Raw genomic sequence first — 20668 nt, 5'->3', positions numbered from 1 at the left:
CAAGCAGTCGAGGGCCCTGAAAGGCCCTTCATTTACTGCCTGACGGCTCACCAGCAAGTGAAACAAAGCTGCTGCACCTGAACCGCGCGCTAACTCAGGCAGGGTAGATCTGATTTTGAATATCCAGAATCCCGGTGAGTTTATCGGCACCCTCAACATAGCTGTAGACCAGTACATCGAGTACCCACTGCCCTGGCGCTGCGGCCGTAATGCCCATTTGCTCCGCGCTGTTTGTCATGGCTGAAGCCAGTGTTCCCACAAGACCCGAGGCTTTCCAGTCAGTGTCGACGTTGAACTGGACGGTCGGTGCCAATACCAAGGGATTACGGATAGAAAGACTGCCCGGCGTTGTCGGATCGGTCTTGCCATCCACCGACTGCCAATAGGCGGCGCCGATGCGCATCTGGCGTATCGTTCCCGGCAAGGCCTGGGTTTGCGAAGCGACGAGCGTCTCGAAAAAGTTGCTGAGTGCCGAGGTCAAGTCTGGCCCCGTCATAGACACCGTTTCGACATGACTGAGCAGCGGCGTGATCCGTGTCGGAAATTTCACCACTGGTGTCTTGTAGATGAACAGCGGATTTATCTGGGCACCGGCAATCAAGTTGGCGTTGCGCGAAATCGACGTTCCGCCGCTGGCGTTCTGCAGCAACAGCAGATTGAGCCGGTAGAAGTCGTAATCGAGTTCCAACTGGTCTGAGATCAGCGCTTGCTGTTCCTCCAGCGCAAAGGCCAAACGGGTCCCTGCCTGAGAGCCATTCAGCCAAGTCCCCTCTCTATCAACCCCATTGCCGGGAGGTACGTACTTCAGGCCCGGCCACAGTATCTGGCGGTATACCTGGATCACCGCTGATGTCCCCGTCCCCGACAACGTCAACCTGTAGGTCTGTGGTGCAGTAAAGACCTGGGAATTGTGTTGCCCGTCGACCACTGTTTGCGTGCCCGCCGGATCGACGACCAGCCAGTCTGTATTACCGCCCCCGGCAACCGCAGGCTTGATCGTCTGCTGGCCGCTCAGCTTGAAGCCATATCCATCGAACTCGACCGCTAACGCAGCCGGAACGACCCCGTTGTTTAGATCGGCCTGATAGCCTGCATTGGTCGCAAACAGGAAATCGTCAGGGTCTACCGAAAAATCCGTCATCTGACCGATGCGATCCAGAGTGACGCCGCTGATCTGGGCGGGTATCCCGCGGATCAACGTCGACATCAAGTAATTGAACGTCTTTTCAGGCAGGCCTGCGAACAGCCTCATGGCCTGCACGCCGCTCCACGCATTCTGGAGCCTGGCCGCCAAGTCGGCGAGCGCCGCTACCGCGTTGGCTGCGGCCGGGCTGACGGTATCTGCCTCCGTATCCGGCAGTTGCGCAAGGTCAGCCGATATAGCGGGCCAGACCGCCGAGAAAGCCGCCAACACCTCAATGACACTCTCGTATTTTGGCGCACTCGCGTAGCTCAGGGCGTCCGCACTGTCGTCACTGGTCTGATTGAAACGAACTTCCAGCGTCATTTGGTCTTGAGCCGCATACTGCCGCTTCGTCGTGAAGCCGTAGTCCCACTGGGCCAGCACTTTGGCCGGTTCCGGGGTCAGCGTCGCGTTGCTCGCAGACTGATCCGAGATGATCGCCGGCCCCGGGTAACCCCGTAGCGGTACCGGTACCTGGATCTGGCCGACATGCCCATCAGTGTTCGCACCGTTGACGATGGGAATGATGAAGTTGAGCCAGGACGAACTCTTGTATCCCTGGATACCGTCCACCGAATGAAGATCGAACTCCATCTGGCTGACCTGATAGTCGAGATTGAGTACGACCGACTTCTGAATGGCCGGGTCCTTGACCCCGAACAGCGTGGTAATTCGCGATCCGCTGGTGGCAAGCGCACCCTTTGCCGTGGCGATGCTCATTTGCGGTACGTTCTGAATGCCACGCGCAGGTGCCAGGCTGTTCAACGTGTAGCTGCCAGGCAATGTCCCGGCATCAATATCGGCCAGGCTATCCGAGAACTGATCTTGACCACCGAAATGGACGGCGATCATTTCCAGCGTATCTGTCGTGCTCGGCGTGTACGCGGTGCCGTCGATGGTCACAGTACTGCCCACGGCGAAGAACCTCGTGCGCTCGGAGTTGGCGTTGACCACATCCGAAATCTCGACGCTCATCCATGCGGCCACGTCCGTGATCGTGGCAAGCGAGGCAGGCACCACATAGGACGTCACGTTGATCGCCGTGGAGCCCAGGAACAGCGGTTCATCGGTGGCGGCCAGCGTCATCCCGGAAGGTAGATTCCCGGGCAGTTCGACGTTGAAGAACGCGGCAATCGTACTGAGCGAATCGGAGCCCGTGGTCGTGTAGGTATCAGGGACGCCGGCATAGCTCACCGTCAACCCCGGACGAATAATGTTCGGGACATAAAAAATGGTCTCCGCGAGGAAACTCTGGGAAACCTGTGTCTGGGCGGCCAGAGGTGCGAACGGTTGGTTCGGATCGGTGACCGCGACCGCGTCATCCGGCGTCCGGATGACCCCGGCCACCAGATTGCCGGAGAGCTGTGGCGCCGTGGTTGGATCATTGCCCGCCCCTACGCCTTGGACATCGAGATCGATCTGGACCAGCGTCTGTACCGAGTACGCAGAGCTCAAGGTTGTCAGCAACTGTTGCTTCAGCGTGGTCTGCGCTTCATCGAGCCCAGTGCTGTCAGTCCCGATAATGGGCGCGACGATCCTGGACATACCGCTGGCGATACCACCTTTAGCGGCAATCACGCTGGCAATGTCGGCGGCAACCTTACTGTCCGAGGATCCCGGTACGGCATATGACGGCGATAGAAGCAGATCGATGGCGGCCAGGAACTGCTGGTTCCATTGATCCGGATCCGCCGCACGGAAAGCCTGCTGCTTACCGGTCCAGAGCAACCCCTTATCGGCGGAATAGGTCGGCACCTCGACGGTGTTGTTCCAGGCGACGGTCGAGAGCGGCGTCACGCCAAAATAGCGAACCCCGGATGGGTTGACCTCGTAGGTGATGCCTACGCCGGAGTCCGAGAAGTTGACCACCCACAGCGTCTTTCCACCTGTCGATGACGCGGGGTTTGCACTGGCTGCCAGCTTCAACGAAGGTTTCTTGATCTGTGTGATGCCCTGGGTCTGGGTCGATGCAGGGCCGGTTGCAATCTTCAGCCCTGGGAACGCGGTCTCGAAATCAATCGCGAACTGCTGGAGCGAGCCCTGGTCTGCCGCCGTCAAGCCGGCAAACGGCTGGGCCGGTATATCGGTCCGGGCTGAAACGACATGGGGCGCCCCGGCGAAGGCCGGCGCCAGCAGGGCCGGATCGCGGCTCATCGTCAGGGACACGCCGAGACTAAGGATCGCCTTGGTTTTGGCCGGGGTAACCGCCGCCAATACCGAACCGGTCAGCGGTGGCGCCAACAGTGTACGGGCACTGACCGAAACACCGGAAGCCGCAGCGGCGACATCGGCCACACTGAGCTGTGTCAAGTTCAGGGCCACTCGGTCGGCGTTGACACGCGCCGTCAGCAGGCCAAAGGTGTCGTTGGCATACGTCTGGTAGCGAGTGCCTTCAATGACAATCGTCTGGTTGGCGGGCAGCAAACCTGGCAACGAAGCACACGCTGAAGCAAGGCTGCCTTCATCGAGGTTGTAGCGCGACGCCACGTCATGGAGGGTGTCGCCGCTGAGCGAAGTCATGGCCGGAGCGACAATGGCGGCCCCGGCCGCGATGATACCGGCGAGCGCGCTGACTTGGGCCATGAAGTCGTTGACGCTGAGACCGAATGCCAGCGCCAGCTCGTTGATCGTCGATGTCACGGTCGGCGTGATCGTCCGACCATTGAGGTTAATCGCCACCGCGGCGAACAGACCGGGCACGTCACCGTTGTATTGAGCGACCCCGTTCAGGCTCCAGCCCGAGTACTTGGAGACAATCCCGGAAAACGTCTCGGCGCCCGTTGCGCCGTAGACGCTGGCGCGGATGCCGGTATTGTTCGCCAGGTATGGGATGGCAAGCAGGGCCGAGTCCAGGAATGGCACCGTGCGGTTCTGATCAAGTATGGAACCCACATCGCTGGCGTACATGCCGGCGATATCCGCCAGCGTCTCGCCCTCGGCAATGGAGACCGGCACCGTCTTGATGAACAGCGCGGTGTTAACCGCCCAAATGCCGGGTACCTCAGCGTTGCCCGCAAGAAACTGGGCTTCAGGTGTGCCCGTTGCGCCGCTTGGCGCGCCGAAGTCGGTGACCAACGAGGTCAAGGTATCGTTTGAGTTGGCAAGCACACTAGAGATCGTGAGCACCGTGCCGATCGGCCAGATGTCATCCAGAAACTCATTGGCCCCGGCGACTTCAAGCACGGTGACGACGGCCTCCTGATCACCGCTGTTCTCGCGGACCTGCTTGGTGAAACTGGCCGCGGCGTCCTCCAGCGTCACGCTGGCCGTTGTCTGGTAGCTGTACTGACCCGTTGTGTCGGAATAGGTCAGCGTAAGGTTTGCGTTAAGTGGTACCGCCGCGTTTGGCGTCACCAACCCCGGGACGTTACCCGGGCCATCGACCACCAGCGTTCCGACCTGAAGCCCGATCGCACTGAGAGACAACCCGGCCGAACCGACCGTGGCAGACCGTACGGCCGTGTGAACCATTGCATCCTGGGCCACTTTTACTGCGGCGTTGTTGTTCGCCAGCGTAGCCAGGTCGATGGCGCCGTCCAGGCGGGTGACGATGGCTTGAGGCGTATCACCGGACAGCACCAGATAATTGTCCGGAACCGCGAGTTGGGTCCCCTGCCCCCACAGCAGATCGGCCCGGGCAACCGCGTTGTATTGTCCCAGGTTGGAGACTGACACCGCGTAGCCGGTGGAGCTCTGCGACAGTGCGAGGTTCAACAACGCGCCAATGTCCTTGTAGCCATTGGGTCCCAGCGTAACCGGATCGACGACCAGGTCCTGTGCACCGGTCAAGAAGACATAGGCGGAGTTCGCCAGGCCGAGGAGACGAATGCGCGCCGTTTCGCCAACGTTTTGCGCATCATCGAGCGTGCCAAGTGTCGTGCTCAGCCAACCGGTCACATCGGGCTGCTGCAATTGGTACGAAACGGTTTGATAGGTGGCCAAGGCACCGCTGGCGCGAACAGCCGGTGCTGTTGACAGCGCGGCACTTGGCGCGCCCCCCACCATCTGCAGCGGAGCGTTGTCCGGCAGGAACTGCGTTGGCGAAATCGAAACGGTGACCGCCAGATTGTTGTCCCCCGACGCTGGGGAAGAAAAGCGATAAGCCGCCGTCGCCGAGGGCCATGCCCCGACCGGAATCATCTGGTCGGTGTAGCCCAGCGGCTGATCGATGGGGCTCATCACCGAGCCGTTGGTGCGGTTGCCGAGTACGTCCTGGAACGCAAGAGCGACCTCGGACATCGCATTAGCGCTGATACCGGCATAGGGGTTCAACGCCGGTGGCGGCAATGGAGCGCTATCGATAGCATGGTTGACCTTCGCAAAAGCAAGCACCGACATGACCTGCTGGTAGTCCCACGGATCATCATCATTTTGCGTCGTGGGACCGGCCGGCAGCCCCTCGTTGCTGGCTTTGAGGGCCGCCGTTTCCGTGATCTGGAAACCGAGCAGGTTGAAGAGCGTGTTCAGCGCCTGTTGATCGGTTTCATCCGCAGGATCGACGGGCTGTGGGTTCGCCCGGGTAACGTCGAAACCGATATGCCCTTGCGGCAAGGTGGCGGTGAGGTTAAGCGTACCGCCCCCGACAATGATGGGTTGGCCGGCCGTCAGGATCTGCCCATCTTGGTTCGCATCGGCAATCAGGGACAGATCGGTGGCCTGGGCAGACGCGATGCTGCCAAACGTGTCACCGGCCTGAATGACGTAGTCCGCCTTCGCCGGGATCGTGAGTGTCGCCCCGACCAAGAGCAGGTCAACCGTGTTGAGATTGAGCGCGGCCAGCGCCTCCGGATCAAGGAAGTCATATTCCTGCGAGATGGATGCCAGGGTCTCGCCGGGTGCGACGAGCTGGACCGGGTTACCGGAGAACTGAAGCTCACTGCCGGGCTGAAGCCAGCCAGTCACCTGGGCTTTCTGCGTGGCAATCGCGGCAACCGTCACGCCAGCACGCTGCGCCAGACTGAGGAAACTATCAGTCGCCAGCACTGTGACTTGTCCCAACGCCCCCGTAACGGTGGTACCCGGCACCATGGTTCCGACAACGGTCTGGTTAAGTTCAGCCAACGAGACGGCATCGAGGCTGACATAAGAGGCATAGAGTTGCGCCACACTGGCAAGGGTGTCTAAGCTCGTGACCTCATGGGTCAGCGCCTCGAAGAAGATGTTATGCGTGCCGGTATCGACGTTGTCACCGATCAGCGCCACGTTGTTGAAGGAGTACGCCACCGGGCTACCCGCTGCTTGATTGTCGGCGACCACAATGATCTGAATGGTCGCCTGGGTTCCGCCGGTAAAGAGGGTTTGAGGCAGCCCCACCGTTCCATCCGTCGTAACATAGCGCAAATAGTAGCCACCGGATTTGACCACACTGCATTCCCACAGCAGCTGCAGGAAATTGAGCGAATTATCGGGTTCGAGATCGGCCAGCGGCGTTTCCAGCAGACCGGTATTGAGCATGCGGATCGGCGTTTTGCGCAGCGTGAGTTGCGGTGCGCCATGGCTTTCGGTACTGAGGTTCGTTTTCAGCATAAAGCTGTCGGTCCGGCTCAGCGCGTCAGAGACCAGAACACCGCTCGTGCTGGACGAGCTCTGATCCGGATAGGCGATATAGAGGGTTGCGGTCTCGCCGTTGCTGGTCAGGAATTCCCACAGCGCCAACAGCCGTTGCATCCCCGCCTGATCGGCGCCGGCGACCATATAGATGCCGTCGGGCGCGTTGGGGATCGTCTGGATATCGATGCTGATCGAGGTCGCGTAGCAGGTGTTTTCGAGGACAACGCTCTGGATGCTGCCATCGGACGTCGTGGTGCCGGATTTTGGCTGGTACAGCAGCGTACCCGAGGGGCTGGCGGCAAGTGCCGATATCATTGCATCGGGCAGCGTCCACATCGACGGCTGCACCACTTTCTGACCACTAGGGATGATCTGCGCCGGCACTTGCGGGGTCACCCAGAGGTTGATCGTCCCCACGGACTGGCAATCGGCCACGTAGGTAAACTGCGGCAACGCAATGGTCTGGGAGACGCTGGGTTGGAACGTAAGCGTCCTGAAGCTGTTGATCTGATCGATTTCTGGCTGGACCAGCGGCATGACCGCAGCGCTGGCGTCGACGGACACCCACGACGCACCTGAGCTGCCAATGTCGATGTCGTAGCCAGTGGCAACCGCGCCCAGCGGGTATTCCTGACCAACCAGGGCATAGAGCGGATACGCCAATGTTGCCGAGGGGGCTGGCTGCCCAGGGAACTTCGGCGCCGGGGCTCTCAGGCCGCTCATCATGAAACGGCTGGTCATGTTCAGCGCATCGGTGAACATCCCCATGGACGCCAGGTTATCGGTAAGTACCGACAGGCGCATGCCGGGGATCGCAACGACAGACAAGGTCAAGATCTTCGACGTGGCATCGACCTGAAAGAGGCCGGAGACCAAGGCAATGCAATCTGTCAGTTGTTCGAGGGACAGATCATAGGCTGCAGAGATGCTACTCAGCGTGTCAGTGGCCGCTATCGAATGGCTCACATTTGGCGCTGTCAGCGATGCCCGGGCTGCCAGGAGCGATGCCATTCCTGAGGCCGTGCTATCGGCGATCCGCTTCGCGGAGACTTTATACTGGCGCTGGATGTTCCCGAAGCTGCTGGCATACGGGATGTTGATGATCTGACCGACAGCCAACGGGGCCGTTGCGACCTGGGTACCATTCCACTGCTGCAGGCTCTGGATCGCCGCCGCCTGGGTTCGCTCATCGGCCGCAAAGAACGCTCCGGCAATAGAGGCCAGTGTATCGCCCGTCGTGGCCGCATAGGGCAGGATGAAACTGCTGCTGGTCGGGACAGCGACGGCCGGCAGACTAACGGTTTGGCCGATATCAAGGCCGATTGCGGCGTTGTTGCCAAGCAGTTGGGAGAGCGTGAGGCCTGGGTAGGCCGCCGCCACTTTGGCAAAGGTGTCTCCACTCTGGACCGTGTAGATCGTGTCGTGGGTGGTGGTCTGTGGGATCGAGAGCTTCTGACCGGCTGTTAAAGTCAGGGCCGGGTTGGCCGTGGTCAGCGTCGTTGGATCGAAATCAACGATACGGTCGTACCAGTAGCCAATGATTGAGTTGTAGCTCTCCCCTGCTCGGGTAACTGTGGTCAGATCGCCGAGCGAAATTGACTGGCCCGGGTTTATCACGGTCAGGCTCTCGGCGTTTGTTGTCACCAATTGCTCGGCGGTGACGCCGAATTGCGCCGCCAGCGAGGTGATGCTGTCCGTGGATTTGGCCGTGAAGGTGATGTCGCCGAGGGCCAGCGTCACCGCGGTGTTGAGGACGTTCTGTGCGGACTGATTACTGGTCGCGACCATGTAAGGAGTCACCTGAAGGGGTATCAACAACTCTGTCCCGGCGGCCAGTGGATTGAAATTGACGCCTGGGTTGGCAGCTTTCAGCGTGCCGAGGTCGATGCCGAAATCCGCGGCGACCGATGCCCCGCCTTCGTCGGCAATGACCGTGTGCAGGATGCGCATCGCCGGAATCGTGAGTGCGGTTCCGACCTGTAGATTATTGAAATCCACACCAGGATTGGCGGCCTGAAGATCGGCCTCGGAGACGCCAAAGCATGCCGCGAGCCCAGCCAGCGTATCGCGGGTCTGACTGGTGTACGTGACCGTAGTCGTCGGGATGAACACAGTCTGGCCGACAGTCGGTTCAGCGTTCTGGTAGTCCGGGTTGGCTGCCCTGAGATCCGCTCCGCTCACGCCAAACAGGTTGCCTATCGAGGCCAGCGTATCGCCGGGACGTACCGTGTAGTTGTTGGTAAAGCGGTTGGCGATCGATGTCAGCAAGGCGGTTGCGGTCTGGGACTCGTCGAGTTTCAGGTCAAAATCGGCCAGCAGACTCTTGGCCTGCTGCATCAGGCCCTTGGTCAGCATCTGGAAGTAGTAGCGGAATATGATGGTCGCCATGGAGTCCGGCGTTTCCATCAACTCCGCGGCTCGCAGGGTTGAGCCTGTATCACGGGCCGCGAACTGAGCGGCCAGGTCGGCAAAATACTGTTGGATCGTCTGTTCGTAGTCGCCTTCCGGCACTCGGTCAGACAAGAAGTTGATGGAGAAATCAGGGGTCGACATCGTCAGTTCGGGAATCATGGCCATCAAGGCCATGGGGATCTCTGTGCCGGGATCCGTGGTCGGCCGGGCCGCGATCGAAAACTGGATGTTGTTGCTGGTGAACAACGTCTCCAATGCGCTGTAGGTAAAGATCGTGGACGCCACATCGTTCAGGGAGAGAGCGTCCAGAATTTCATCGATCAGCGCAGCCGAAAGGGTCTCGTGAGTGTGACCGATAGAATCAGTGATCCATTCGGTGACGAATGTCAGGAACTGGTTGGTACCCGAACGGGGATCCGTCGACGTCTCCATGCCCAGCAACAGGGCTAGGACCGGGTTCATGCTGGTGCCAGGAAAAGTCGGTGCACCCGGGAAACTGAAGTCGCTGGGCAATGCCTGGGAAATCAACGGGATCGCCGTCAGGTTGACCGTCGTTGTCGCCATCAGGTTGAGTGCGGAGCGGCGCAGCAGCATCCCGCGCTTTTGGAGGCTGCGTGCGGGTCGGCTGCGAAGCTTCGCGTAGGGCCGCTGGCGCGGCACAAGCGCCTGGGGCCGGTAGGAACCACGCAGGACGTTCTGAGGATTTGAGCTCGAGGCGATAAGCCAGGGAGTGCTGGAGTCTGAGCCTAGGGTGAAGCTCTCGGTGATTGTCGCCGAGAAGGAAAAACGAATGCGGATAAAGACGATCTTGATCGAGACACTGACGCGTACACCCGCACTGATCTCAAGCAGGATGGCCTTGTAGCTTTCCATGTTCAGAGAAACAGAGGCATAGACGGTCAGGTTGACACTGGCCTGGATGATTCCGAAGTCGACGGTCGCATAGACAATACCGACCACCGCCACTGTTCCGCGCAGATGGAGGTAACGCTCCGGCGACAGACTGGGCGAGGTCGGATTGAACCAGGCAAGTACCCCCTGAAGCTGACCACCGACGGTAATACTGATGCCACCGGACAGAATGCCCAGTGAGATGGTTTTTCCGACACCGATCTGGAGTGCCAGGCCGAATTCGAGCACCGGCGAGAAATTGCCGTTCGAGATAACCGGCACATTGGTCGAGGTCGTCCCGTTGAGCACGGCAAAGTAAAAGCCACCGTAGCCGATGAACGGGAAAACCTGGACCGAGCCGGATCTGGAAAAATCAGTGAGGCTTGGCGGAAAACCAACGTCTACACGGAAGTTTCCGTTGGTATAGATATCCAGGGTGACGATGGGCAATGTAATCGAGACTTCGCCCATTTCGATGTGTCGCATGGCATCGGGCAGCGTCAGTTCGATGTGGTAGACGCCGATGGTGTCGCTGATCTTGCGGTACAGGATTTCGAAGCGAAGGCCGGCCAATGAACCCGCCCGGGTGCCGGAAAGCTGGATCAGCAGACCATAGAGATTGGGGTCGTTGAAGACGACGCTGAGTTGTACCGTCGACATCGCGGTAAAACGGGTTCCGATCAGCCAGTTGGAGCCCGCGTCATACGACAGCCCCGGTAATTGTGTGGCCGGATTTTGCTGTGGGTTGCCCGTGGGAACCAACGCTTTCTCAAGGGCCTTGATGACGCCATCCATGGTTGCCGGTGGTGTCCCGCGCAGCGCCATGCGCTGACCAAGGCCAAGGTATTCCAGATCGAAGCTTTGGGTGCCGGCGCCGGGCACAACCGGCGGTGCCTGGTTCAGGGGGTCCCAACTGAGTGGTGCGGCACCGTTCTGGCCGTAATCCTGCCCCAGGAAGTTTCCACTGAGCTGAAGGTCGAACTTCGACTTGCCATACTGCTTGGTGTACTTCAGGACAAATTTAGTGAGTTTCATGAAGCCCAGATCAACGCTGAGATCCATATCGACTTCAATGTTTTTGGTCTGGAGATAGACCTTGACCGTCAGGTTCGGCAAGCCGATCTTTTCCAGCACGTCCCAAGGCGAAGAGAGCGAGATGTTCCGACCGGGATCGGCGAACTCCAGCAGGAAGCTGAACAGGTCGCCGACAGTGCTGTTATTCAAACTGACTGCAACGTAGGTGTTGGCGGCGACGTTGTTGTCTTTGTGATAAGTGACCGACAGACTCTTGTAGCTGAAGATGATGTCAGTGGTGGTGGGATCGAAGACGTATGCCACACCCAGGAGCATGCCATTGATATCGACGATGCCCCGCACATAACCGGAATACTGTGCCGGATCAGTGGAGGTCACGCGGCTGGATCGCAGCATGAATTCGGCCGTGATGGACACTGGCAAAATATCCAGTTTCCACATCACCTGAACGTTGACCATGTAGGTGTTGTTGCTGGTGTCGAACTGGCATTGCAGGTAGTTGATGGCGATGTCCGGTACGGCGTCGGCGATCCAGGGCAGGAGCTGACGAGCGACATCGGCGATCTTCATCGGTGTGTCTGGCGACATCGTACCGGTTAGCACCCACCCTGCCGAACCGGAGCTGTTATAGGCCGTTGCGTAAAACTCAGAGCCCAGGAACACAAATGAAGTCGAGAGTTGAGCGGTTGTTTTCGCCGCCGACTTGTCGATCGCCAGGCCAAGACTGTCAATCTCGATCAGTGTCAGCCCGCTACCCAGATTGATTGACCAATCAGCCCCGGTAAAGAGCGCTTGACCATTGAACGCGTAGTAGCCGTTGTTGACATCCACCGTAGCGCTGAGCGTCTCGAACACACAGCCGCTTTGCGGGATGCCCGTTATACCGACAACCGAAAGCAGGTCGGAAACATCGATAACGTTGTTGTTGTAGAACCGGCCGATCAATGAGGGGACGGATACACCTGCGTAGAAGCTAAGGGCCACGTTACCGAAGAAATGGAAATTGCCTCCGACGCCAATGCTCAAGCTCAATACATTGGAGAGCACCATGGAGAACGAGAACTCGATGCTATCGAGGTTCGCCGCATTGAGGGGCAATAGCGAGACAGACGTGTCCTCGACCACTTTCGTCGTCATGACCGACGATGTGGCTCCGCCATAGGTCAGCGACAACGAAATGCGGGTAACGTTGAGTGCGCTTCCGAGGGGAAAACGTGGCGGGACATAAGCGGCGAGCTGTGTACCGACGAACAGCGCCGCAAGGCTCGAAAGATCCGGAATACCGAGCTTCCAGCCATCCGAGGTGCCGAAAACCGGACCGGTCCCATCGTTGACAGGCAAGACGCTCGACATCGGTACGGCACTCACTGCCAATTGCCCGGCAGGGATCTCACCCACCAATTGGCCCGCGCCACCGGAAGACGAACTCGTCAGCGAAATTTGCGCCTTGAAAGTGAGCAGCCCGGCCTGCGCGGCGGTGGTGGCCAGCTTGTTTGAGAGCGAGAAAACGGGACATGCCGTGCTGGGGTCCGCCCAGCTTGTGATGGAGCCGGTCACCGGGGAAATGGCACCGCTCCAGAGTTTGGCATAGGTCTTTGGAGGAACCGGCACGCCTGAAAAAGTCAGCGTGCTGCCCGATGCGGCTGACGCCGCAGTCAGGCTGGCCCCTGTGAAATCATATTGGCCCGGAACATCATTGGCGATCTTGGGGAATGCGATACCCAGCACCTGCCCGTCACCCAACGTGACCGCGAGGGATAGCTGCGCCACGCCATTGCTGTCGACACTGAACACTGCGGTGGCGGCCGGCATCGCGAATCCCATGAAGGTTCCGGCCAGCGTGCCAGCCAGTGTGATGACCTCGCCCGGCGGCGTTGCACTTGAGAGCGCCATTTCGAGACTGGCGCCTGGAAACAGCGTGGTATCACTGAGCAGCGCTGTGACCGGTGCCGATCCCAGCTCATTGTTGGCCGGAAGCGCCAGTCTCGTATTTGAAGCGTTCAGGTAGTCATTGGTGTGGAGGCTGGTCCAAAGATCCTGGATGTTCATTGCTTGGCTCCCTGCCTTTTGATCTCGTGTTGCGGCGCGATCAGCACCGTATTTCCGTGCCTGGTGGCCTTGAGACGGCTGGCAGCATTGTTGCCTGTGCCAGCGTTACCACCCGCGCCGTTTTTCAGGTACGCGGCGTACCAGCCCAGGGCGCCGCTGGTCGGGGCGTCCGGATTGCCGAACATCAGCATGTTGATCTGCCCGTTCGGCGGGAAACTGAGACTCAAGAACTTCAACGCGATGTCTTTGAGCTGAAGAATGTAGGTCGGTGGCTGGACCAGGAACGAAACATCACCGAACGCCAACTTGAGCACACCTTGCAGCGAGATCGCCCGATCACCGCCGCTGACGCCAGGCATGCTGAGGCCTACATAGTTGCTAACGCCGTTCACATTGGGCGCCCATCCCAGCATCAGCGATGCGGTAAAACCCGCCTGCGCAGCGAGAGCGCCCAGAGAACCGAGATCGAGCTCGAACTCCAGGCCGAACCATGGGGCCGTGAGCACGCTGCCCTGAATCGGAGAATCAACAGGCATGAAGCCCATCGAGTCTGGCGTCGCCTGCCCTGTCCCCTGAACCAACCCCGTGAGTCTCATCGGAAAATGGGCGGCCAGACTGAGTACTCGAACTTCGCTGGCGCCCTGGTCGAGCAAGATTTTTGTCGCATCGAACACAAACGTTCGATAAGTGGGCGACGCTTGATCGAAGGTCATGTCTATCGACAACGCCGAATAGACCAGGCCGCCCCCTACTCCGCCGAGATCGATGACAGCCTGCTCTGGACCATAGGAGAAAAGATCGAATCCGGTCTGCGGCAGGAACGAAACCGACCCGCTTAGCTGGAAAAGAGAGTTGACCGTGGTGTCGCCTGGATCATCGTCATCACTGGTAACGGTGATGAAGGACGCGGTCTGAATGTTGACCATGTAGAGCGTGCTGCTCGACATGCTATAGGATGTGGAACCATTGCTGGTGAAGGAGTAGGTCCCTACCCCACCGCTCTTCTGGTAAGTACCGTACAAGACCAGATTGTTATCGGACGCGTTTTCCTGGGTCGATTGTTCGCCGAAGAGTTCATTGATCATCAGTTCGATCGAACTGGAAAACGAAATGATTTCTGAATTGGCGATCCCGACCTTCAGTGACAGCACCTTGTAGTCATAGGCCTGGGTGCTGGTCAAAGGCTCAAGCGAGTTATAGTCGATAAGGCCGAACGCTGAGCTCGCTGTCGTCACGTACTCCGCGGCACCGGTGACGACCGGAGTGACGGTGATGCCTAAATGGTGGGCCTGGAACTTTGACGCGTCGATGCCTGCGGCAAGACCTTCCAACTGCGGCGGCAGTCCGGAAAGGGGAACCTCTCCATTCAACACAAGTATGCCGTTCCAGTTGGCGCTCAGCATCACCGTATTGACGAAATAGCTGAGGTCGGTATCGCCTGCTTCCAGCCGGGTTATCGCCTCATCGAAAATGTCTGAGATGATCTTTTGGGTCGCCGCCGTCGACGTATTGAAGGCGTCGCCCTCAGTCCATTGGGCGGTATCTGCAACGATTTGTACCAACTGCTTATTGCAGAACTTAAAAATGACGATGGAGTTGTGATCCGCCCAGCGCCATGGGGACAAGTCAAACTCCCAATCCGCGACGAAGAGGCTTAAATCGCCGGTATAGGAACGGATTGTCTGGGCCCAGGTGTCGTACTGAGCGGCCGTCAGGACACCTTGCAGCGAAATGTTCAGCGCGGCTTCATCCGGCCACATGCCAGAACCGGGGCTGACGCCCACCACCAAAGGGGCGATCGCCGTCGTCACTGCCGAATCCGTGATGACATTTGTCAGGGTCAGATAGCGTTCCTGCGTCAGGACATAGGGGAAGCTGCCACAGGCCGCGAAGCGATCACCCGCGGACATGATGAGCGCCAACTGGTTTGTTTGCAGCGCGTCCTTCAATGGGCCATCGACGGAACTGAGCACGACGGTGTTACTGCGATACATCGGCACGACTGAAGGAGAGTTACCGAGCGTCAGGTGCGCCCAACCCAATTCGCTCCCGGCCTGGTTGAACTCGAGCAGCAGACCTTGGGGGGTCGTACCAAACGGCGGTGAGGGCAGCGTTGCCGTGGATGCGGTGAAGCCGCTCGTGCTGAGATTGATCATCTGCTGGATCAGCGCCTTGCGCTTGGGCGCCCAGGCTTGCATTTCGAACTGTGAGAGGTCTTCGGTGGTCAAGCCGACACCGACCGTCACACCGGCGTAAGGCAATAGCGGATAACTACCCTGCTCATCTTCAAGCGCGTTGGCGCGGAGCGCTGAAGGTGCAAGGGCCCCGAGTTCCACTGGCAGATAGTTCAAGAATGGAGAGGACGCGTCCCCCGGTCCATTGTGCAACACCGAGCTGTCGGGTTGCGCGAAGTAGGTCGAGCCATCGTCTACGGACAGGTAGGCCCATGAAGTCCGGCCTGCTCCAGTGAGTGGCCCAAAGACGCGCCTCGTGTCACTGGCTCCGGTGCCGGTGGCGGCTCTGAGCGTCGCTGCGAACGCCGGTTGATCCGGAACAAAATTCAGCGTCGCTGACGCGTTGACACCCAAGTACTCCACCGCCGATAAGCCACACATCAGTGTTGCGCTGAGATCGGGTGCGGAACCGGGCAGCGACGCCTTCCCGGTCGCAGACAGCGATACCGTGAAATCCCCGCTGGGCGTCATGGCGACAGTCTTGTTGCCTGCCAGAACGACAGGGTTGCCGCTGGCATCAACCGCAAGGAGGCGATCTGTGAATACCAACGAGGCATTGGCTGCGGGTGCAAGGTTGACCGTTTCGCCAACGGCTGTGCGGTAGGTTGAGGCCAGTGGCGACTGACTGGAGATAAACCCTGCGAAACTGCGCAGATGGTCGAGCGGTGCCAATGGGTCGAGCGTCATGTCCAGTGAGAGGCCAGAGGTGCCGAAAACCAGAAACCTGTGGCTCGCGCTTTGAGCGTAACCGCCGCCAACCGGCGCGGTATAGGAACGCAGACCGATATCCAACTGTTCGGCTGCGGCCTCTGTGACGGACACCGAGAACTGAAAGCAACCCGAGGTGGGACTTGGACCAAGCACATTGATAGCTCCGCCGCTCAGCCAGGGCAATTGATAAGGCTGGCGAGAGCCGAATGGCGTCACCGACCAGCTATTGCCGTTTCCGGAGATGGACAAGCTCAATCCATCTTCGGAAACGGCAAAAATGGAACCACTGTCGATATTGATGGATAAATTCGCCCCCTGAATCTGCGCCGACCGGATTACGACAGCCTGCGCGCTGGAGCGGGTCGCATAGACCACCATTCCACTTAGCCCGACCGCAGGATTTTCAATGTTTTGAAACCACGCGGCGAACGCGCCCGCTCTGGCGCTGTTGGCAAAATAGACTTGAGCGGCTGCAACAAAACTGTCTATTTGAGCCGGTACCAGTCCAGGGACAACGATGAACCAACCCCCTGAGGAGATGGCATCGGACAAGCTCAACGTTTGCGGCCCCGTCACACCCGCCGGCAGCAGGTACGCCATCCACACGCTATCACCTGGCGATAAGGTGTCTGGCACATATAAGCTGGTCTGCGACGGATATTGACAAAGGGCTGACATTTTCTTGCCTCGTAATAGGACTATTGCTGTGACTGGTCCCAACGGATAGAGCCGTCGCTTTGTATAATTCCAGTGCCATAAAACTCGTGATCTTTGTCATAAACCGTTACGGCCTGACCGCCGAAAACTTCTTGATAGCAATACACCGTGATGTCGCCGTCAGCATCTACCTGCATGGTAAATGGATCATCCGCGACAACGTCTGGCGCAAATTCGATAAAAGCGCCGCCCAAAGCGCTTCCGAGTTTTATATTGTAATACTCCCAGATACGACTCAGCGCATTGCCTACAGGCAGAGCAAGGGCGACCTTGCCAGACGCCCCCTGATAATAAGAAGCCGACTGATAAGTGGTTAAGAACGGGGTGTATGATGTTTTGATGGCATAAAGGTCATATTGCGGGGCGTCGAATTCAACGTACCAGTTCTTACTGCCGTCTGCGTATACATTGGTTACCGTCGCGTATTTGTCTGGTGTTGACGTGAACAACCTGTAAACTTCCACGATCGGCTGGTCCCCTCCTGTTGCCAAATCGTCGGAAGCTGCTCCAGTTGCGCCCTGAATACATTGTTCCGGAATAATGAAGTCTGTATCCGCGTACAGTCGAGGTGACAGAAATATGAAAGCAATGGTTAATAATGCAAGGCAGCGGTTCATTTGAATGTCACCCCCCAATATATCGCCATATGATCGGATACATTTTGCCGCCAACCGAGCCCGGACAGGCTATTGGTGGTGAGGTAGCAAGAGGGATCACCCGTCAGGGAGACGCCGGTGATTATGAGGTGATCATAAGGACTGGACGGAGCCCCCTTGGTGGTCAGGCTGGTCGGATCATTATCCGGGCAAGCCTGCGGAGCGGTGGTTGGATTCGCGACTGGGTCAACCCATTTAAAGCCTGTCTGATAGACGTTTTTCTTGCTGGTCACCGCGAGGTTCCAGTCGCCGCCGATGATCACTGGAAAGCCTTTGGGCGGAACCGTTATTGTTCCGTAGGTCGTCGTGGTGAGGCTCTTGAAAAACGCACCCGCTGCCGTGGCCTCGTCCTGACGTGGTTTCACCGTTTTACCGAAAACAGAATGGATATTGGCAAACCATGCATATTTATCTGCCTTACCCGTCACCTTTATTTTTGTGAGTATCGCGTAGGGAGGGCGACTGAACGAAGCGCTTGGCGCGTTGATATAGGCTACTACTGTTATTTTGCTGGATTTGTAAACATAGCAATAAGCCTCCTTATAAGAGCTGGCCCCCTTCATCCCAGAGCAATCTTGCTGAACTCCGGTACCCAGCCCAGTACAGGGTACGGACGTCTGCATTGTCTCCTGTAAAAACAATATATCCACTGTAGCCATTAGCACTTTTATTTGATCGCATTTGCTCTTTGTGGTTGCCGTCGCTCCCCATCCAAGATGCAGCGCATTCAAAGAGCCTACCGTCAGATCAGCTGCATGTGCGTTGGCGATCAGAAACAGCGCAACAACCCAGGCCGAGAGGGAAACGCTCAACTGCCGAAGCATAATTCCACCCCTTCAGGTGATATTTATAGAGTCGCCCTTGAGAAGTGGCGAGTCATACTGATCCCCGGCTTTGCCCAAATAGACCGGAGGCTGTGCCGAATTAGTCGGAAGAAAGATAAAGTTGGCTTGATAATACTTGGTGGTCGCCGCCGCGCTCGGCGCCCCGGTATTCTGCAGTCGCCGGTTCATTCCAAGATTCAAGTCGGAATTGATATTGTTGCTGCTCCGGTACTGGGCCGATGTCGGGTCTGCATATTCTGCAACCAGGTTTTTTATCGTGGTCCCCAATGGCACGGACATCGGATTGCCGTTCAGCAGCACGGTAATCTCGGGGACCAGCATCACTCTGCCGGTAAAACTGATGCTTACAATCGGGTTTCCGCTCGCTTGCCTGCCGCAGCCGGTCCCCCCCTTCATAATGTCGGTCGTGGCGGCTTCGAGATCGGCAAATGTGTCGGCTCCGATCAACCATGAACTGAGCTGCTGCTGCGAGCCGCTATTATCCAGTGAGGCCGAACCGGTGATTATCGTCGGGAGGATCACTCTCAGATGGCGGCGGGTATTGCCACCCAGGCACAGATCGAGCGGACCGGCCGCCAATATCGGGCAGGTCGCCGCTGGATTAGTCCCGTATCCCGGGGCGAAGGCGCCAGCAAACGCATCCAACGAGAGAGAAAGATCGGGTCTCTGGACCACACGAAGCCGGCTCATACCGGTGTTGGCGAAGGCGTTGAATCCATAGCCTGGTCCGCCAGGTGGATCGCAGTATTGATACCCTGCCCATTCAACTCGCAAGTTCATTCCTGGGGCGAGGTCGACAAGCTGATTGACCGGATCGAAACTGTAGAGGTATGGGAGCACCTCATCGATCCTTAGAGGCATGGACAATGCCACACGATTGAGTAGCGTCACAGCTGCGCCCGGCAGAAGTCCGCCACTTGCCGATGCAGCAGAAACTTCAAGCACTTCAACTTGCTGGCGAAACTGTTTGAAGGCCGCCAGCATCTGGGTTCTGGTGGCTGGATCCTGGCTATATACCGACGCAGCGGTCACGCTGACCAAGGCAAGAAACGTCGTACTCGAGTAACTCGATTGAACAAACGAGAGCGTGAACACCGAGTTCTGTGAACTGGTGATGCCCGGTGTTGCCGTCGTGGTGTTCTGTGCACACACCGAGATGACGTAGATTAATAGCGGCTTGGTATAATCCGGCGTTCCCACGGTTATAGGTGGAATCAGGAACGGCCCCTCGGTCCCAGTGGATGTAGTGGGGGGTAGTGCGTTCGAAAAACTGTAAGAGCTGGTAGCCATTCGCGTACCTTTCCCTGCTCAACTGCTGATATTAGTGACGAGGTATTGAGCGGTTGGGCTCAGTGTCCCGACATTGATGCTGCTACATTGCGCCGTGAGGGTATCGCTGGTGATCGATACGTTTACGGTCAAGGCAGCCCCCTGCTCTCGCTCCCAAGAAACAACCAGCGATCCACCATTGGCGGGCAAGAAGGAAATACTTCCACCCACGGAGGACAAGGCATTTACTGCCGCGTTGAAGTAAGTAAGCGCTCCTGCTGGCGCGAGAATCGTGCCCGGTAGAGGTATGCCATTCCCCTCCTGAGGAACCCAGCTTCCGTACGTCAGCATTCCAAAGGTCAGCGTTAAGGCGGTGTCACTTGAATTTTGTATCGCGACTTGAACGACATAAACGCCGTCCGCTTGCTCAATCGGCATGATCCTGATCCTCCCCACAGCGCAGAGAGGGCGACACTTCAGTGTCGGCCCTCTCCTCTTCAGAGACGATCAGAAATCGCCGCTCTTGACTGCTGCTACGATCCTGGCGCTCGTACTTGCATTGGAGATGATCACTTGAAGAGTGGGATTATTGGTCTGGGCGTTGATGATCTGATTACTGACAGCCAGATCAGTCGCCGTGTTGCTCACGCTACCGGAGACTGGGGAGCCCGACGGCCAGTTCCAGGTTGGAGTGATGGTGCCCCCAGCGGCTGGAGTCAGTAAGAGCTGGCCTCCGAGAGCCGTCAGGGTGTTGGGTACACCGTTAACGTAGGATTGCTGGGTAGTTGCTTCAATCACCGTGCCGGGAACCGGCGCCGACGCCCACTCTCCGCCAGTCAGGAGGCCGTAGTTGACGGTGATGTCAGCGCCGCTTGCATTGAAGATTTCGATGGTAAGGGAACGTACGAATGTGCTCATCCTTGGCCTTCCATTGGGTTGTTTAGTAGCAACATGCCATGTGCGAATTTCAGACTAGTAAACAGGGGTTTGTTCCGCAAGGTTGATCCGAAGAATTTTTAGGCTCTGTACGAAATCATCTGAAACTCATTTGAACCCAGCAAGCGTCGGGAGTCAGTAAAGTCCGCGTCCATCAACGGCAGGAGCCCACGATGGCCA

7 protein-coding genes are annotated in these 20668 nt (G+C 58.1%); all 7 read right to left on the bottom strand.

Going from position 1 to position 20668, the window contains the following annotated elements; all coding sequences use genetic code 11:
• Window positions 1-94: 94 nt before the first annotated feature.
• A complete protein-coding gene (locus tag KDX39_RS24610; RefSeq protein ID WP_231662150.1) occupies window positions 95-13120 on the bottom strand; it encodes a LysM peptidoglycan-binding domain-containing protein in 13026 nt (4341 codons plus the stop codon).
• The gene (locus KDX39_RS24605) at window positions 13117-16665 is read right to left on the bottom strand and encodes a hemagglutinin (protein ID WP_231662149.1); all 3549 of its coding nucleotides are present in this window, start codon (window positions 16663-16665) and stop codon (window positions 13117-13119) included. Before KDX39_RS24605 ends, KDX39_RS24610 begins: the two co-directional genes overlap by 4 nt.
• A gap of 98 nt (window positions 16666-16763) precedes the next feature.
• Window positions 16764-17399: a hypothetical protein gene (locus KDX39_RS24600; protein WP_231662148.1), complete on the bottom strand. Its 636-nt coding sequence runs from the start codon at window positions 17397-17399 to the stop codon at window positions 16764-16766.
• Window positions 17396-18262: a deoxyribonuclease gene (locus KDX39_RS24595; RefSeq protein WP_231662147.1), complete on the bottom strand. Its 867-nt coding sequence runs from the start codon at window positions 18260-18262 to the stop codon at window positions 17396-17398. Before KDX39_RS24595 ends, KDX39_RS24600 begins: the two co-directional genes overlap by 4 nt.
• Window positions 18263-18274: 12 nt before the next feature.
• The gene (locus KDX39_RS24590) at window positions 18275-19573 is read right to left on the bottom strand and encodes a hypothetical protein (RefSeq protein ID WP_231662146.1); all 1299 of its coding nucleotides are present in this window, start codon (window positions 19571-19573) and stop codon (window positions 18275-18277) included.
• Window positions 19574-19591: 18 nt separating this feature from the next.
• A complete protein-coding gene (locus tag KDX39_RS24585; RefSeq protein ID WP_231662145.1) occupies window positions 19592-19990 on the bottom strand; it encodes a hypothetical protein in 399 nt (132 codons plus the stop codon).
• Between the two features lie 69 nt (window positions 19991-20059).
• A complete protein-coding gene (locus KDX39_RS24580) occupies window positions 20060-20470 on the bottom strand; it encodes a hypothetical protein (RefSeq protein WP_231662144.1) in 411 nt (136 codons plus the stop codon).
• Window positions 20471-20668 lie beyond the last annotated feature (198 nt).

Origin of the sequence: Pseudomonas sp. CDFA 610 (assembly GCF_021147865.1) — a bacterium.
Taxonomy (GTDB): Bacteria; Pseudomonadota; Gammaproteobacteria; order Pseudomonadales; family Pseudomonadaceae; genus Aquipseudomonas; species Aquipseudomonas alliivorans.
The sequence above is the reverse complement of the archived record's forward strand: the minus strand, read 5'-3'. Positions and strand labels throughout refer to the sequence as shown.

Bases quoted from the DNA above. Each gene is read 5' to 3' on its own strand.
- KDX39_RS24610 (WP_231662150.1), bottom strand. From the start codon at position 13,120: ATGAACATCCAGGATCTTTGGACCAGCCTCCACACCAATGACTACCTG.
- KDX39_RS24605 (WP_231662149.1), bottom strand. From the start codon at position 16,665: ATGGCGTACCTGCTGCCGGCGGGTGTGACGGGGCCGCAAACGTTGAGC.
- KDX39_RS24600 (WP_231662148.1), bottom strand. From the start codon at position 17,399: ATGAACCGCTGCCTTGCATTATTAACCATTGCTTTCATATTTCTGTCA.
- KDX39_RS24595 (WP_231662147.1), bottom strand. From the start codon at position 18,262: ATGCTTCGGCAGTTGAGCGTTTCCCTCTCGGCCTGGGTTGTTGCGCTG.
- KDX39_RS24590 (WP_231662146.1), bottom strand. From the start codon at position 19,573: ATGGCTACCAGCTCTTACAGTTTTTCGAACGCACTACCCCCCACTACA.
- KDX39_RS24585 (WP_231662145.1), bottom strand. From the start codon at position 19,990: ATGCCGATTGAGCAAGCGGACGGCGTTTATGTCGTTCAAGTCGCGATA.
- KDX39_RS24580 (WP_231662144.1), bottom strand. From the start codon at position 20,470: ATGAGCACATTCGTACGTTCCCTTACCATCGAAATCTTCAATGCAAGC.